We start from the raw sequence: 16362 nt of genomic DNA, 5'->3' as shown, positions 1-16362 counted from the left end.
AATAGATGCTGGAGGAGACGCATTATTATCCGTTTGGGTTGACGATGGCAGGGATCAGCACGGATGCCACCTATAACAAACTCAGGAACAAGTACCGGTACAATGGGAAGGAATTGCAGCATAAGGAGTTTAGTAACGGCAGTGGATTGGAATTATATGATTATGGGGCGAGGATGCAAGACCCGCAGATTGGTAGATGGCATAGTCCCGATAGATTTTCAGAAGTATATATTGCACTAACCCCCTACCAGTATGCGGCAAATAATCCAGCGAAAATTATTGATGAAGCAGGAAAGTTATTAAAAGATAAGGACGGAAATATCATTGCAACATCCACAGGAAATGTCATAAGTAGAAATTCATTTACCAAAGTCGGAAATACTGAATATAACTATAAATCGACATTTGAAGTAGTTACTATATACACAGATAAGGGTACGCCGATTAATGCGTTGCGTGAACTTAGCTCGGAAGTTTACAAGAATGATGGAAAAGGAGGATCGGTTAAAGTTACTGGATCTGACAATCCCATAAGCACTTGTTCCAATTGCCACGGTTATGCATTTGCCGGAGGGAAGGTCGTAATTGAAGATGTTACAGATGGCAGCAGGGTAATTAATACGATATTAGCTGACGATGGATATATCGTAGATGGCGTAAATGGACAAACAGTAAATGATGCGGAAGCGACAGGATTTATTGAATCGAATGAAAGCATGTCTAATATCTTTCATAGTGCAGTAGCTAATGGGGATGGATCCTGGTCCGCTGATCCGGGGATTTATAAAACAGAGGAAAGAACCTCAAAGTCAGGCGTAGCTAGTCCTGCGATGAAAAATTCTTTTGTCAGAACAAGAAATTTAAAGCACAATGACCCCGATAAAGGGAAAGCGAATGGAATAAAGATTGTAGATCCAAAACAAATCAAAGAATTATTAGACAAATTGAAGTTGCCTAAAAAACAAGCACTAGATGGAATTGACTATGACTATTAGAAGAATCTTTCTTACAATAATTGGCATCCTATGCGGATGCCTCATGATGTCTATAAATATCTTTGCGCAAGTAAAATGTATTTCCGTCGAAAAGGTGAAATGCCGACATTTTGCAGATCAAATAGATGGATATAAGCTAGTTGTATCAGTTAGTCAGGGAGATACTATAGTAAAAACGCCTGCTGATTTTTATGATCTTGATGAAATTGTCAAGCTTTCAGATAACGTAAAATTCGCAATCATTGAAAAACTGTTGAAGTTTAAAGGAGATACGTCATTGTGTTGCAGAAAAGTTAGTAAATTTTTCTATGAAGGGATCGAACGGACGTGTGTAGGAAAACCGAAGACTCAATACTATAATATCCAGATTGATGCCTTGTATATGATAAATAAAATTGTTCATCCAGAAGGCATAAGCATGTATTCCTGTTTCCCAGTTATTATTGACTGGGAAAGTAAACAAGAGATAAATAATCGTACAGATCTAATCATAGATTATTACAAGGTGTATGAGAAATGCCTGAGGGTCGCCCGAAAAACTAGCTGCATTCGGGATTCCTTTCGCTTTAATACTAAAAAGTACGCGTGGTATGGAGCGCTGGATGAAACCGTGGCGAACTAAAAAAACAAACTGAAGATACTGATCTGGTAAAAGTGATTTAGTCATGAAATGTAGCATTATTCTAATATTATTTTTTTACTGTAACGATGTATTTTCTCAGTCACATAGCAGCATGTCTGTAGAAAAAAAATATTTTCATAAGAGTACGGCTTCAAACTACACGGGTTATAAACTGTACTTGAAAGCTAATTTGAATGACAGTGTATTGACTTCTGACAGCAAATATACCCGGGGGTTAGATTATTCATTAAGACCATTTATTGAATTAAGTGATAGCCTGAAGCTGATTTTTGTTGGCCAATTACTTGATTACGCTAACGATACTACATTGTGTTGTATGCCAGTTGAACGATATGGGTTTGATGGTTTTGAAGGATTGTTCGGAAATCCCCAATCAAAAAGATTTAATACTCAAATGGATGCCTTAGTTATAATTAACAGGCTTTGTTTCCCATACCTTACCAATATGTATGCAAGTTATCCAGTTTTGTATGACATGAGCATGAAAAGGGAAATAAATGATAATTCAAAATTGATTACAGAAGTATTCCAAACATACAAGTGTTGGTATGAGCAATGTTTAACTAAAAAACAAATACTTAAGTACTTCCCATTTAATGACACCAGAGTTGTTTGGTACGCCGGAAAAAAAAGCATTGAAGAAAAACCAAAATGGTACAAATGTGATTGAGTATATGAGGATTATGACTTCCGCTTGCTTTAAAAGTTGCGGGAAGATTTATCAAAAAATCATTTATCTTTCACAACTTATTCCCGACCACTATGAACTATTCTATCCTTTGTGTTAGGTTTCCCGGGGAATCCGGCTTTACAAGTTCCCGTACCTTCAAAAAGTTATTTCCCGCCGCCCTTATCGCATTTTTATGCGCTTTAATTTGTATCATTTCCGAAAGCGCTATGGCGCAGCCTACAGTGCATGGATCTATGCCAAAAGTGACGCTGCCTTCCCCACAAGCATCTTCTATTCTCCGGTTCGGCGATTACCCAATGAATCTTGGTTCTGGCCTGCCTGACATTCGCGTACCATTTTACGAGATCACGTCAGGTTCACTTAAGCTGCCCATTAGCTTCAGTTTCCATGCTTCAGGATGTAAGGTACAGCCAGCTTACAGCCTTCTCGGACAAGACTGGTCCATCGAGGCCGGGGGCGTTCTTTCCAGGATCACCCGCGACTTGCCTGACGATCCGTACCAATCTTTTAGTTCGCAAACACCTGCCGGAATAGAAAGCATTATTCAGGGAAGCAGTTCATCCATGAATACGGTCCAGAATATTATTGAAAATATTGACAAACATCACGATATCTTCAATTATCAGGTCAATACCGGTCTGACCGGGAAATTTATACTTCAGCACTCCGGTGTCAATGGTACGACACTGACCCCCCGGCATTTATTGTCGTCCCCCGCTAAAATCAATCCCGTCATTACCACTAACCCGATTCCGAGGATAAGCTCTTTCAGAGTAACGGCAGAAGACGGCACCATCTACGTTTTCGGCAGTTCTGGTAGCTACGGGTTCAATGAGAGCCTGCAGATGTTCCCCGTATACACCAGCTGGTGGCTGGCCAGCATTGTATCAGCCGATCTTCAGGATTCCATTAATTTTAAATATACCAGTAACGTTCAAAATAAATGGGGATATTCGGAATACCTGACGGTTAACGATAACTTTATGGGGCAAATGGGCGGCGAAGTCTACCTGGAGACAAACGGGCAATACCGGTTTTCATCACCGGACTATGCGCAGCGCATGACTTCCGAGCTTTATACGGTTCCGGTTTTAGATGAGATACTCTTTAGCGGAGGCAAAGTAAAATTTGAAACAAGATTTTCGGAAGACGTACAGGTGGTTTCGCAGATAACCGTCAGCCGGACAGATGGCGTGATACTATGCAGATTTATCCCTACGATCTCAAATTTCACCACCGGCAGCACCGTCCACAAAGCGTCTGTGAAGGTTTCAGAAATGTTATTCCAATACGGCAGTACCAATCCCCTGACCCAAAAGTATACCTTCGAATATTACCAGAGCAGTTACGGGTTTCCCAGTTCGGGATGGGTGGGCAGCGCCAGCCAGCTTAGCAAGGATTGGGGTGGATTTTTTAATGGCAACTCAGGCCCCCTTATCCCATCTAACTACGAGATCCCCAATTGGACCGGTGGCGACCGGGCAGCGAATCCATTATATGCCATGCAGGGAATGTTAAAGAAAATAAACTTCCCGACAGGTGGATGGACCGAGTTTTTTTATGAAGGTAACAAAGCGCTGCAAAACGTTATCGTTGGCACTCCCGGAAGTGACTATGCACCCGGCCTCCGGTTACGCCAGCAGGTTAGCTATACCGGGCCGGCCCAGCCTGCCAAAACTAAAACCTATACTTACTCCGAAGGCAGAATACCGATTATTCCCTGGCTTGATTATTTTGGACACAAAACCTACGTTCCACTCCTGGTATGGGATTTTAACAACAATGCGCACCCCGGCGTCTTCCGTCAGCGATATATTTCTTCGGAACTGGACCCTAATCTTGTGTCACTGGTGGGTTTAACCATCCTCTACCCATCTGTAACGGAATATGAAGGCACGGAAACTGACAACACCGGAAAAACAGAGTATACATTCAGTTTCAATTCTCCCGGCATGTATGAATCTATAACAAATGTGCCGCCAACTAATTGGTATATAGGCAATTCAATAGGGGATTGTCCATTATTCTCAGACTACGATACCTACAGTTATTATGGCGGTACGGAAACATTTTATCCTACGAAAATTAATTACCGGCCATTTGAAACGAATTACAATACCGGGAAGAAGATGTATAAGAAATCCGGCACAGCTTATATCCCTGTTTATGAAGAAACTTTCCTGGAAGGCGTGTACGACCAGCAGGAAATACCGGAACTGCTGCTGGGCAGATTTATGTACCCAGTGGGGCGTAACGATGAATGTTTAATGGACAACTTCACTTCTAGTCCGGAGCATTTAGGCAAATTTTATTATTACGATAATAATATTCTTACTACCGGTATCCGTAAGCTTACCAAAAAAACCATCCGCCATTACCAGGACGGAGAACCGCTGCTCACAACCACTACGGATTATGATTACAGCAATCTGCAGCACCTGCAACCTACTATGATTTCCTCTACCCAAAGCAATGGCAAAATCAAGGTTGTTAGAATGAAATATCCGGCAGACTATCCCAACCTGACTACAACGGACCCGACAACAGCAGGGATAAAGCTGCTACAGTCGTCCAACATGCACAATATCCCTGTAGAGACTTCAGAAAGGATAAAAAACACACCTGCTTCGGCCGAATTAATGCTGCAAACTATGTTTACGGCTTACAAACCACTCGCGCGTGTACCTGATAAAATTTTCCTTGAACAAAGCTTAACCCCCACCGCAGGATTTACAGGTTCCCACGTAAATGCCGGGGCTGTGATCTGGCCGGGCTCCACTCAGGAAAGGATTTCATTTAATTTCTACTCACAGACGAAGAATCTGGCGGAACAGCAAAAGAAAGACGATGTAAAAGAAGTATATCTTTGGGGATACAGAGGCATGTACCCGGTAGCCAAAGTAATCGGCAGTGATTTGGTTACTGTTCAGAACCTAGTTTCGCAAAGTCTCCTGGACAACAATAATTTTGAGGAGTCCGATGAAAATATGCGGCAAGAGCTGCAAAAGATCCGGACAGGGTTACAGAGCACCCACGCGCAGGTAACGACTTACACTTATTCACCTTTTATAGGCATCACCAGCGAAACGGATCCGAGGGGTATAACTACCTATTATGAATATGACCTAATGGGGCGGTTGATCCGTATCCTGGATAAAGATCAAAAAATCATCAAGCAATTAGATTATCAATATAACGTTTCGCAACCCTGATAATAGACATGATAGAAGGGACTGTCTCAAAGGTAATTTTCACCCAATTTATTCGGGTACCTGATGGGGAGAAATTTCGTTTACGCGATTCTCAAGCCATTTAAATTACTTTTGAGACAGCCCCTTTTTTATGTCCGGGGACCCGCTTCATTTCTTCCTCATTGAGCCTTACCCCGACCTGGAACCGACGCTTTAGGCGAAGGAGTTGCTGAATGTCGTTCCAGCGGAATAAACCCTTGGATGATACCTCATTAGTAACGGGCGTTTTAGTGAATTGTGAGGAAAAGTTTCACTATTTTCACAATTATAAGCATGGATATATAAAACAAGAAGATATAAAACGTTATCTAATTAAATTACAATATCCATACTGTTAGTAATAGTATACTTCATTTACTTAGTAACTGTTAACCTGTATAAAGTTTTGTAAAAGGGTAAGGAATTATAAAAGGAACTCGACCAACTACTAGACTAAAACGCAAGACCCGCGCTGCGCGCAGGTCTTAAAAATTTCCAGTGATTCCGCTGGGACTCGAACCCAGGGCCCATACATTAAAAGTGTATTGCTCTACCAACTGAGCTACGAAATCATTCCCGTTTTTTTCGTTTTGGGATTGCAAAGATAGGAATTAATTTTTCCGATCCAAATATTCTTCAGGATTTTTAGCGGATAAAATTCACCAAACTCCGTTGTTTCCCACCCCACCTGCTCAGCTGCTTAAAGATCGGCACCAGTTCCATCGCCATTTCTGTCAGTTCGTATTCCACTCTCGGCGGCACTTCCGCGTACACCGTGCGTTTCACCAGGCCGTCCTGCTCCAGCGCTTTTAACTGCAGCGTCAGCATACGCTCCGTAATCTGAGGCAGTTCATGCTTCAGCCCGCTGAAGCGTTGTTTTTTACCATCCAGTTTGTCCAGGATCAATATCTTCCACCGCCCGCCGATCCTGGATACAGCATAGGTCAGATCACAGTCAATGATATACTGTTCATTGCGCGTATATGTCGAGTTTTTTTTCCTGCCTGCCATTACTTACAAATTTGTTCGTACCATACAATTGATCGTATGCCCCGTAAAATTAGATGCTCTCCCCTACTTTTGAAAAGAAATTTTCAAACAGGAATTATGGATCTGTATCTAAAAGGAAAAACAGCGGTGGTCACCGGCGCCAGCCAGGGCATCGGCCGGGCCATCACAAAAGAACTGGCATTGGAAGGCGTGAAAGTATTGGCCACCGCAAGGAACCCCCAACTGCTGGACAGTCTCAAATCAGAGATCGCCGCCGCGGGTGGCGTCGAACCGGTCACCTTCATCCAGGACTTCACAGCTCCTGAAGGCCCTCAAAACATCGCTACAGCCGCCCTGCAAAGCCTGGGGCATATCGATATCCTCATCAACAACGCCGGCCGCAGCCGCCCGCTGGATGTCATCGGCGCGGAAGACGGCTGGGCCGCGGCCATGACGCTGGATTTTGAACGCCCCCGCCAGTTGACGCAATTGCTGCTCCCGCACATGATCGAACGCAGGCAGGGCGTTATCCTCAACCTCGCCAGCTCTTACGAATTACGGACCGTCAACGCCTCAGCCGTCGCCAAATCAGCCGTGGTCGTATGGTCCAAGCAGCTTGCAGCGCAACTCGGGCAATACCGCATCCGGGTGAACTGCCTCCAGCCCGGACTGATAGACACCGAAAATATACGCCCCTTCTTCACCGCCCCGGAACGCAGGGAATTTGCCGCCCGCGAGATTCCCCTGGGCGACTTCGGGGAACCGCAGGATATGGCGGACATGGCCGTGTTCCTCGTATCGCCCCGCGCAAGGTATATCACCGGCACCGTGGCCACCGTAGACGGCGGCATGCGGTATCATCCATACTGATCAATCATAATAAAAAAGGGCGCCCGTACCGGCGTCCTTTTTCAATAAACAAACTTTAGCTACATTCATTGGATGAAATACCAGCTCAGGAATATCCCCTTATTGAAAAAGCTGTTATGGGCGGACTTCATCCTCGGCGGCGGCACAGCGCTGATCGGATTATTTCTATATCCCCTACTCACCGGCTTCCTCGGCCTTCCCGCCAACGTAATTATCATCATCTCCGCTGTTACACTGGCATACGCCTTACTGGCTCTCAGCCTCGCACTTCAAAAGCAGCCCCCGGTACTTCCGCTCAGGATTCTCATGTATGCAAACTGGGCATGGACGCTGGTAAGCATAGGCCTGCTGATCTGTTACTTCAAAAGCGCCACTCCATTCGGCGCGGCTTTCCTGGTATTACAGGTACTGGTAGTGGGAATGCTGGCCTGGCTGGAAGGGAGGCATTTTGTCACGGCCGGGGAATAGAAGGGCTGGCGGGGCCTGTTCAACGTATCTGAAAATGAAGCTTCGCCGGTCATGATACAGGATCGTCCTGGAGAACCATAATTCATCGCGGATTACTTATCTTCATAGGAATGAGTACTTCCTCGTTATTACTCGTAGTTGCCGCCGCCGTGCTGCATGCTTTGTGGAACCTGCTCACCAAACAGGTGAAAGGCGGGCTGGTCTTTTTCTGGCTGGTTTCATTGTTTTCCGCTGTTATTTTCCTGCCGTTCCTCGTCCGTGAATTGTTCCGCGCGCCGGTGCAGCTGAACCAGGCCACGCTTACCCTGGCACTGGGCAGCGGCCTGCTGCATATCTTTTATTTCGTGGCATTGCAGGCGGGTTACCGCAAAGGGGATCTTTCCGTGGTGTATCCCGTGGCACGTGGAGCGGGGCCATTGTTTTCCGTAACAGGTGCGGTATTATTCTTCGGGGAAAGGCCGGGGTTATGGGCCATTACCGGCTTCGTACTGATCATAGCCGGGGTTTGTTTCCTCACCGGGTTCAAGGCGGGGGAAGAAAATAAATCGGTGAGAACGGGCGTGTATTACGGCTTGCTCACCGGGCTTTTTATAGCGTCGTATACCTTGTGGGACAAAGCCGCTGTAGCGGAATACGCCGTATCCGCGATCGTGATCGCTTTTGCTTCCATGATAATGCCGTTGCTCCTGCTCATTCCCGTCGTGATGGATAAAATGGACGCCATCCGCTCGGAAGTGCGGCTGCATTGGAAGCAGGTGCTGGGCGTTGCCATATTGCAGCCACTGTCCTACCTGCTGGTGCTGGTTGCCATGAAAACCACACCGCTCACCTATGTGGCGCCGGTAAGAGAACTGAGTATCGTGTTCGGGGTATTTTTTGGGGTGAACCTTTTAAAAGAAAAAGACAGCGTAAAACGGCTGGCCGCCGCCATCATCATACTGGCGGGCATTGTACTGCTGGCTTTGAACTGAGGATAGTCAGGACGGTTTTTTCTCCGAAAACAACAGCCGGTTTCCAAAGGGGTCGTGCACCATTACTTCCCAGGCGCCATAAAACGCTTCTTCCAGCCCGGGCCGGTTGTATTTATACTTTTTATCCGTCAGCTCCTTATGCAGCTCCCGCACACCGCCTGTTTCAATATATACCTTTGCACCCGGCGAAGCGTCCCCGTGATGTTCGCTCAGGTGAAGCGTAATGCCTCCCCTGCTCACCTGCATGTAGATGGGTGCGTTATCGTCAAAACGGTGTTCCCATTCAATGGTAAATCCCAGCCAGTCGATGTAGAACTCAATGGCTTTAGCCAGGTCGAATATGCGCAGTACGGGTATTACTTTTGTTTCCATCTGGATGCTCCCGGGTGTTTTGTGCGGCTTATAAAAATACGATGTTTCTGTATAAGCTCTGCATCAGCCCCAAAAAACTGTTTATATCAGCCATTTTACCTGCTCCTCTGTATCAGGCACACGGAGGCCGCGCATTTTGCTGATATGTGCAAAAATATCACCAGGCCCGAACCCCGCCTTTAATAAAAGACTTCCCGCCACGATGGACGAACGTCCTATTCCCATCCGGCAATGTATGACAATACTCCGCCCCTCAGCTATTTCCCGCTCTGCCTCTGCGATAATATCAAAGAAACGTTTATCCCGCGACGGCACATCTCTGTCTGGTATTGGAAAACTCAAATACCTGATGTTGTGCTTAAGGCATAATTCAGGCTGGCGCCGTAGTCCAAGCTCATGGATCTCGTCCTTTTCAAGCAAGGACAATACCACGTGGACATGTTGTTTTTTTAAGCTGAGAATTTCTTCTTCCAGCCATTCATTGCCCCTGGGCCTTGCCATAATGCCTACTTGTGCAGAATTATCAAACTTATGCAGCCAGTATATCTTTACAGCCATTCTATATAAAAAATTAAGGTATAGTGAATTGTTGAGGTACTTATATATTCGGCCACCCTTCTTTTTGCAAATCCGGATGTACGATCTTTTCTTCAAAGTTCAGCCAGATACGCTGGTCCGTCCGGCAGTCGTAGGTGCGGCAGATCATCGGCCGGTTCTCATAAATGGTGCATTGGCAGCCATGCGTTTTGTCCATGTGGGTACAGTAGCCGCTTTCATCGTGGGCGATGCTGTAGGGCCGGTAGTAGTCCCATTTTACAATGCCTTCATCCAGGTCCTGGACAGACAGCGGGAACCATAACTTGCAGCACGCCGCCTTGCAAAGGTGTATCCTGTTCTCACAGTCAATGGCGGCGGTTTCCTGCTGGGTATATTTGTCCGGCGTATCCACCAGCTGCACGGTGGCCCCTTTGTTTTCTTTTTCCGCGAAATACTCGCTCACTATCTTTTTCCTTTCCTCCACTTCATCCAGCCGCACGAGCCCTTTGCTGATCATGACTTCCAGCAAAGTATGCAGCAGCACCTGGTTTTCCTGCACCTGCTGCTGGTTTTTGAAACCAAGCATGTCCGCAAACTTCAGCCCGCGGGCGAGTTTGTCTTCCAGCTTGTTCAGCGCATTGTTTTCTGTTTCCATGTTCAATGTTTATGATCAGATTTTGAACTTGTCTTTTTTACCGGACTTCTTCGGCAGCCCCTGGTCGATGTTGTCGTTCCACCAGTCCTGCGCTTTTACGTTCACGCTATGGTTGGTTTCCGCATCGTAGGTGTTCTGGTAAGTATTGAGCGTCTTTTTGATGGCCGCCATTTTTTTGGACAGTTTAGAGCGCTGGGACTTCAGTTCTTTATTAGCCTTCTTCATAGCGTTCCCCGCTCCGCAGGCTTCCACTTCTTTCACCGGGAAGGCCGTTGCCATCGCCTGCAGGTCTGTGGTGATCTTTTTGGCGATCTCGTCGGTAATATCAAAATGCCGCTGTTCGTGGTTCAGCAGCGAAGTGCTCGAATCTTCCAGCACTGTATCTATCATCTGCTGCCGGAAGGTAGTGGCGCAATCGCCCAGTGCGCTGGCGTCCGCGGACACCTCGTTCTGGTTCTTATAAGAATAGGTAACAGAACTCATCCTGTCCGATACGCAGGCCGGGCCAAGGACGGTTTTACATTCCCCGGAATTGGTCGCCGTACCGGAACCCAGGCTGTAATCGGCAATATTCCCTTTTTTGAATGCCTTTTCACAGGCTTTGACGGCGCTCTTGCACTTGGCCTCCGCGGACTTCTGTGCCTTTTTGAAAGCCTTTTCGCAGCCCGGCACAAACGTATCCGCATGCGCGGCGCGCGCGGTGGGATCGTGAAACCATTTTTTTACCCATGACTTTTCCTGCCACATGAAAGATTTTACATCCAGCTTGGTTACGTCCGGCTCTATGTTCACGGAAAACGCCTTGTACCTTTCCGGGTGGTCGGCGGCTTTTTTGTCTTTGGACATACCCTTTTCACAGTCTATCGTCTTTTTACCGGATTGTATGGTAGTGCCGGTTTCTGTTTCTGTGAGTGTTTTAAAAGGATATAAAGACATATCGAAGTCCGCGATAGCGGAATAGGTCATGGCATCATAGGAAGGCGACTTGGGCACTTTGCCCGTAAAGTCCGCCCAGGTGAGCGTGCCGTGGTCTATTTTCGCCCGCTGGATGGTGGGCGCGGTGGTATTGCTGACGTTCGGGCGATGCTGTTGTGCAAAGCCGGGGATCATTTCGTTGGTGGTCCTCTTTTGGGGCGAGCGGCGTACGCTGCTTTTGCCCTGTTGTATCACATGCGTGAGCTCGTGCGCCAGCAGGTGTTTGCCGCTGTCGGAAGAGGGATTGTAATGCCCTTCGTTGAAATAAATGTCACTGCCGTGGGTAAAGGCTTTGGCCTGGATCTCCTGGCTCATGGCGGCGGCGTTGCTGCCGGTATGGATATTCACACGGGAGAAGTCCGCGCCGAATGCGTTTTCCATAAAACTACGGGTGCCCGCCGGCAGTGCCGAACCGGTGCCGCGGCTGCTGTCCAGCTTGGCGGCCAGTTGGGGGGATATCTGCCCGCCATCGCCGCTGGCTTTGCGCTGCACTTTATCTTCCTGTTCACAATGGTCGCATTTTCTTTGCAGGGAAGGATCGGCCAGCTGCTCCACTTCAGGTTCGGGGGCCATGGCCTGTTCCGGGCCTTCGGGGCTCATCTCCTGTTCCGGGTTCATCTCGTCGGGTATGGGCTGCTCCGGCACCGGCGCGGCTTTACGCATCACCTTATCCGCCATGCTGTCCGCCTCCTGTTCAAACGAATCTCCCGGCTCATTGACGGTGAGCTTGGCCTGTACAGGTGGTTTGCTGCCAAAAAACGGCGCCTGCGAAAGTGATTTCTGATTGGGATCAGGTGTTTTGGGTGTTAATGGGCTCATATCGGCGATCATGGGTGCACATTGCGGTACACAGATGAATGAAAGCACTGCGGCTTTTAGTGTCTCGGGAAAAAACTCAGGGAGTTTATGGGGTTCGTGTTATGGGGTCTTTTCTTTCTTTGCTGCGTTCCGGTCAGTAGGTCCTTATCTAATCCGACGTATCCAAATATAGGGTAAAATACTGAATAAACAATCGGCGGAAAGAGCCGGAATCCGCTGCCAACCCATCATTTTACAGCATGTTTCCCGGATTATATTTGCGCAAGCAACCACTTGCACATATATTTGCCATCAAATGCTTGCCTACTCATGGAATCAAGAAGAGATGTATTTCAGGCCATCGCCGACCCCACCCGGCGGCAGATCATAGAAATGTTAGCGAAAAAATCGTTGAACCTCAACGAAATAGCGGACAATTTTGACGTTACCCGGCAGGCAGTGTCCCTGCATGTAAAGATCCTGACGGAATGCGGCCTGGTCATCATCAAAAAACAGGGAAGGGAAAGATACTGCGAGGCAAAGCTGGACCAGCTGGGCGAAGTAATGGACTGGGCGGCGGAATGCCGGAAGTTCTGGGCGGAGAAATTCAGTTCGCTCGACAAATACCTCACCAAAGTACAAGCCGCTAAAAAACCTAAAAAATGAACCAACAGCCGACATTCACGCTTGTGCACGAGTTCGACGCGCCGCAGAAGCTGGTGTTTAACGCATTCAGCAATGCCGAAGCCCTGAATGAATGGTGGGGCCCGGCGGAAAGCCGGAACACGGTGATCAGCCTCGATTTCAGGCCCGGCGGTATTTTCCATTTCCAGATGGATTTCAGCGGGTCTGTGGCATACGGCAGGTTCCTGTTCAAAAAGATCCGGCCGCACGACCTCCTGGAATTCACGAATGCTTTTGCGGACAAAAACGCACAGGTGGTCAAAGCGCCGTTTGATGTGCAGCTGCCGCTGGAGATATTTTACAGGCTCGTATTTGCCGAAAACAAAGGCAAAACCACCATCACCCTCACCGGGCGGCCGGTAGATGCCAGCCCGGAAGAAACCGCCGGGTTCCAGTCTATCGCGGGCAGCATGGAAGAAGGTTTCGGCAAAACGTTCGATAAACTGTCGGTATACCTGGCGCGTGCAAAAACAACCCCGTAAAGCCACTGTATAAATCCTTCAAACGAAACGGGCGCCGGATAACCCAGCGCCCGTTCTTATGGCTTTGACCGTAAATGTATGTTGATGTGTACCTGGCATTAATCAAGCACCAGTATCTCCCGGCCGCTGTTTTTCCCAAAGAAGTGGAAAGGGCTGCCATCCGGGTGATTGGTTTCGATCCGGAGCTGGTCTTCTCCCTGCTGTGGAACGGTATCCAGGTAAATAACACCCTGTTCTTCCCGCAGCGAAAAAGGCACACCGGCCCTGCGGTCTATAAACATCGTGTTTCCTGAAAAGCGGAATGTTGAGGAGCTTGCCAGTTCATAATAGATCCTGCTGCACAGCAATTCGTAGACTTCTCTGACGGTCATATACCTTTTTTAAATGGAGGTTAGTAACGCTCTTTTTTAGGCCTGGCTTCGTTCACCACGATGCTCCTGCCGTCCAGCTGCGTGCCGTTCAGCTCAGCGATCGCCTTGCGGGCTTCATTGTCATCAGGCATGTCTACAAACGCAAAACCCCTGCTCTGGTTGGTGAACTTGTCGGTAATAACATTGGCGGACGCCACGGCGCCATATTGCGAAAAATGTTTGGTGAGATCCTGCGCATTAACAATAACGCTCAGGTTTGATACATAAATGTTCATTTGACTAAAATTTGAATGAATGAATATACTTTACGCCTTTACCGGAACAGGCTGCATTCTGCCCAGCTTCTTCAGCATGATGCCATGCGCCCACAGTGCTTTCAGGAAAGTGCGTTGCTCGTTGTACGGCAAACCGAATTCCCTCGCTGTTTTTTTCACGATAGGCGCCAGTTTGCGATAATGTACATGGCAGATATTGGAGAAAAGGTGATGTTCTATCTGGTAGTTCAGCCCACCCGCAAACCATGACAGGATGCGGTTTTTCGGGGCAAAATTGGTGGTATTCCCGATTTCATGCACCGCCCAGGAGTTTTCCATCTGCCTTTTGTTTTCTTCTTCTACCGGCGGTTTAAAATCGGAAGTCTCCATGATATGCGCCGGCTGGAAAATGCAGGACAGCAGCAGGCCCGCCGTGAAATGCATCACCAGGAAGCCGCCTACCACAAAATACCAGGGAATGTCCGCAAATACGAGGGGCAGCACCAGGATATAACCGTAATACACCGCCTTAAACAGCGAGATCTGCCACATGGCCCGGGTGAGCGACAACTGCTGTTTTACCAGGAGGTCGAACTTTCTATACCGCGCCACCTGGAAAAAGTCCTTGGCAGTCATCCAGTACAGGGTCATGATCATATAAAAGAACCAGGCATAAACGTGCTGGTAACGGTGAAACTTCTTTATCGGCTGGTTCGGCGAGAGCCTGATCAGTCCCATGGTGTCTATATCCTCATCCAGGCCGGACACATTGGTGTATGTGTGGTGGAGGATATTGTGCTGGATCTTCCAGTTCACGGTATACCCGCCGATCACTTCCAGGCTATGGCTGATAAGTTTGTTGGTCGTTTTGTTCGGGGAATAGGTGCCATGGTTGGCATCGTGCATTACAGCAGTACCGATGCCGCTTACGCCCAGGCCCATCAGGAACCAGAAGCTCATAAAGATCCATACGTTGCCGCCCGCTACGTCACCAAGGATGAACGCATAAGGCACAAAATAGAGTGACAGCATCACGGCGGTCTTCACCCACATCTGCCCGTTGGCATACGGTGAGATATTGTGAAGGTCGAAGTAGGCGCGGGCCCTGGCTTTGACAGTATCGTAAAAACCGTCCTTCCCTTTGGAGGCAAAACGGACTATATCCAATTTCTTTGCTTTCATATATCTATCGGTTAAAATAATCAGTGTAAATGTGTAAACAGTGTTTTTACCGCAATAAACAGGCCACGCGGTATTCATGTAGTACGGTGTAATATAGCCTTTAAGTTTGGGGTAAGCCGGATTTTAACATTTCCTTGGCTGATAAAGTAAAAACGTCCACCTTTTCCGGCATTCTATCCAACCCCTGTAATTCTCCCGCTACTTAATTTTATGTCATCAAAAAACGACATGCTATGACAAACTGGAAAATTGATGAATCACACAGCGAGATCGGCTTTAAAGTAAAACACCTGATGATCACTAACGTGAGCGGCTATTTTACCCGGTTTTCCGGGAGCATCCTCACCACCAGCGAAGATTTTCACGATGCCACCATTACTTTTGAAGCGTCCGCGGACAGCATTGACACCAAAAACCCGCAGCGGGACGAACATCTCCGCAACGGCGATTTTTTCGACGCCACTCATTTCCCGAAGATCAGCTTTGTATCCACCAAAATAAAAAAGATAGCCGGCGAACAGTTTAAACTGCTGGGCGATCTGACCATCAAGGGCCAGACACACCCGATTGAGCTGGAAGTGACGCACAACGGCACCTCCACCGATCCCTGGGGACAGGAAAAAGCAGGTTTTGCCCTGAAAGGCCGCCTTCACCGCACAGATTACGGCCTCCGCTGGAACGCCACCACCGAAACGGGCGGCATTGTACTCAGCGACGAAGTAAAGCTCAATATGGAAATACAGCTGATAAAAGCGCAGAATGCGCAACAACAATGAAGGTTTGATAATTAATACGGATAAAAAAGAGACATAAGAGCCTCCCTTTTGGAGGCTTTTGTGTTTATTGGTCCCAGCCATAGTTAAAACTATGCACTTTAGTGCAAGGGCTTTAGTAATGGGGGAAAATCTACCACAGAACTAGCCTTGTTTGGGGTGTCGTTGTGAAAATGTCGTCATTGCGAGGAGCAGCGGGGATTTGTGCAGGAGCCGCGACGAAGCAATCTCCAGATATTGGCGTACATCCATCCGATGCAGGAGATTGCTTCGTTGCCCCACCACTTTAGCGCTGCTGCTCCTCCTTTAGTTCAAAATAGTTCTTTGAAAAAGATTGCTACTACTATTACTACTATAAGCATTTAAGGAGGGGGGCCCGGGGGAGTGCGGATACTGTGAAAAAGATGTGCATTTTTGTGGA

18 protein-coding genes and 1 tRNA gene are annotated in these 16362 nt (G+C 47.5%); 10 read left to right on the top strand and 9 right to left on the bottom strand.

Features of this window, described 5'->3' with window-relative positions; all coding sequences use genetic code 11:
- Positions 1 to 5 precede the first annotated feature (5 nt).
- The 4 genes from EG028_RS17850 (at position 6) to EG028_RS17835 (ending at position 5541) form a co-directional block, all read left to right on the top strand.
- Entirely contained in the window at positions 6 to 995 is a 990-nt protein-coding gene (locus EG028_RS17850; RefSeq protein WP_120515705.1) for an RHS repeat-associated core domain-containing protein, read from the top strand.
- Entirely contained in the window at positions 973 to 1617 is a 645-nt protein-coding gene (locus EG028_RS17845) for a hypothetical protein (RefSeq protein WP_120515704.1), read from the top strand. Before EG028_RS17850 ends, EG028_RS17845 begins: the two co-directional genes overlap by 23 nt.
- Positions 1618 to 1729: 112 nt before the next feature.
- Complete coding sequence (locus tag EG028_RS17840) at positions 1730 to 2308, top strand: hypothetical protein (RefSeq protein WP_120515703.1); 579 nt, start codon at positions 1730 to 1732, stop codon at positions 2306 to 2308.
- A 92-nt stretch (positions 2309 to 2400) separates the two neighbouring features.
- The gene (locus tag EG028_RS17835) at positions 2401 to 5541 is read left to right on the top strand and encodes an RHS repeat domain-containing protein (protein ID WP_120515702.1); all 3141 of its coding nucleotides are present in this window, start codon (positions 2401 to 2403) and stop codon (positions 5539 to 5541) included.
- A gap of 517 nt (positions 5542 to 6058) precedes the next feature.
- Here EG028_RS17835 and EG028_RS17830 read toward each other — a convergent pair.
- A tRNA-Lys gene (locus tag EG028_RS17830) sits at positions 6059 to 6131 on the bottom strand.
- A 73-nt stretch (positions 6132 to 6204) separates the two neighbouring features.
- A complete protein-coding gene (locus EG028_RS28010; RefSeq protein WP_120515701.1) occupies positions 6205 to 6570 on the bottom strand; it encodes a winged helix-turn-helix transcriptional regulator in 366 nt (121 codons plus the stop codon).
- 96 nt (positions 6571 to 6666) lie between these two features.
- Between EG028_RS28010 and EG028_RS17820 the strand changes: the two genes are divergently transcribed.
- The 3 genes from EG028_RS17820 to EG028_RS17810 all read left to right on the top strand — a co-directional run bounded on the left by EG028_RS17820 (position 6667) and on the right by EG028_RS17810 (position 8858).
- Entirely contained in the window at positions 6667 to 7419 is a 753-nt protein-coding gene (locus EG028_RS17820) for an SDR family NAD(P)-dependent oxidoreductase (protein ID WP_120515700.1), read from the top strand.
- A gap of 72 nt (positions 7420 to 7491) precedes the next feature.
- Positions 7492 to 7887 carry a hypothetical protein gene (locus EG028_RS17815; protein ID WP_120515699.1) on the top strand — a complete coding sequence of 132 codons (396 nt, stop codon included), beginning with the start codon at positions 7492 to 7494 and terminating at the stop codon, positions 7885 to 7887.
- Between the two features lie 110 nt (positions 7888 to 7997).
- Positions 7998 to 8858, top strand: coding sequence for a DMT family transporter (locus EG028_RS17810; protein ID WP_120515698.1), 861 nt, complete (start codon positions 7998 to 8000; stop codon positions 8856 to 8858).
- 6 nt (positions 8859 to 8864) lie between these two features.
- Here the strand turns inward: EG028_RS17810 and EG028_RS17805 are convergent, their stop codons facing one another.
- The 4 genes from EG028_RS17805 to EG028_RS17790 all read right to left on the bottom strand — a co-directional run bounded on the left by EG028_RS17805 (position 8865) and on the right by EG028_RS17790 (position 12216).
- Positions 8865 to 9236, bottom strand: a complete 372-nt coding sequence (locus EG028_RS17805) for a glyoxalase superfamily protein (protein ID WP_206614414.1) — start codon at positions 9234 to 9236, stop codon at positions 8865 to 8867.
- A gap of 75 nt (positions 9237 to 9311) precedes the next feature.
- The gene (locus EG028_RS17800) at positions 9312 to 9788 is read right to left on the bottom strand and encodes a protein-tyrosine phosphatase family protein (RefSeq protein ID WP_120515696.1); all 477 of its coding nucleotides are present in this window, start codon (positions 9786 to 9788) and stop codon (positions 9312 to 9314) included.
- Positions 9789 to 9828: 40 nt separating this feature from the next.
- Positions 9829 to 10422: a YkgJ family cysteine cluster protein gene (locus EG028_RS17795; RefSeq protein ID WP_120515695.1), complete on the bottom strand. Its 594-nt coding sequence runs from the start codon at positions 10420 to 10422 to the stop codon at positions 9829 to 9831.
- Positions 10423 to 10437: 15 nt separating this feature from the next.
- Positions 10438 to 12216 (bottom strand): eCIS core domain-containing protein, encoded by a 1779-nt coding sequence (locus EG028_RS17790; RefSeq protein ID WP_162946334.1) that lies wholly within the window; start codon positions 12214 to 12216, stop codon positions 10438 to 10440.
- A 309-nt stretch (positions 12217 to 12525) separates the two neighbouring features.
- On the opposite strand from EG028_RS17790, the gene EG028_RS17785 reads away from it, so the two are divergent.
- Positions 12526 to 12861, top strand: a complete 336-nt coding sequence (locus EG028_RS17785) for an ArsR/SmtB family transcription factor (RefSeq protein WP_120515693.1) — start codon at positions 12526 to 12528, stop codon at positions 12859 to 12861.
- The gene (locus EG028_RS17780; RefSeq protein WP_120515692.1) at positions 12858 to 13361 is read left to right on the top strand and encodes an SRPBCC family protein; all 504 of its coding nucleotides are present in this window, start codon (positions 12858 to 12860) and stop codon (positions 13359 to 13361) included. The genes EG028_RS17785 and EG028_RS17780 overlap by 4 nt, the downstream gene beginning before the upstream one ends.
- Before the next feature lie 98 nt (positions 13362 to 13459).
- Here the strand turns inward: EG028_RS17780 and EG028_RS17775 are convergent, their stop codons facing one another.
- From EG028_RS17775 to EG028_RS17765, 3 genes are read right to left on the bottom strand one after another with little or no spacing between them, the layout of a single operon-like run.
- On the bottom strand, positions 13460 to 13732 hold the full coding sequence (locus EG028_RS17775; RefSeq protein WP_120515691.1) for a hypothetical protein: 273 nt from the start codon (positions 13730 to 13732) through the stop codon (positions 13460 to 13462).
- Positions 13733 to 13752: 20 nt separating this feature from the next.
- Entirely contained in the window at positions 13753 to 14007 is a 255-nt protein-coding gene (locus EG028_RS17770; RefSeq protein ID WP_120515690.1) for an RNA recognition motif domain-containing protein, read from the bottom strand.
- Between the two features lie 30 nt (positions 14008 to 14037).
- Positions 14038 to 15168: a fatty acid desaturase family protein gene (locus EG028_RS17765; RefSeq protein WP_120515689.1), complete on the bottom strand. Its 1131-nt coding sequence runs from the start codon at positions 15166 to 15168 to the stop codon at positions 14038 to 14040.
- 233 nt (positions 15169 to 15401) lie between these two features.
- On the opposite strand from EG028_RS17765, the gene EG028_RS17760 reads away from it, so the two are divergent.
- Positions 15402 to 15944, top strand: coding sequence for a YceI family protein (locus tag EG028_RS17760; RefSeq protein ID WP_120515688.1), 543 nt, complete (start codon positions 15402 to 15404; stop codon positions 15942 to 15944).
- The last annotated feature ends 418 nt before the right edge of the window (positions 15945 to 16362 follow it).

The sequence above is a fragment of the Chitinophaga barathri genome (assembly GCF_003807585.1).
GTDB lineage: Bacteria > Bacteroidota > Bacteroidia > Chitinophagales > Chitinophagaceae > Chitinophaga > Chitinophaga barathri.
This window is presented reverse-complemented; position numbering and strand designations above follow the sequence as displayed.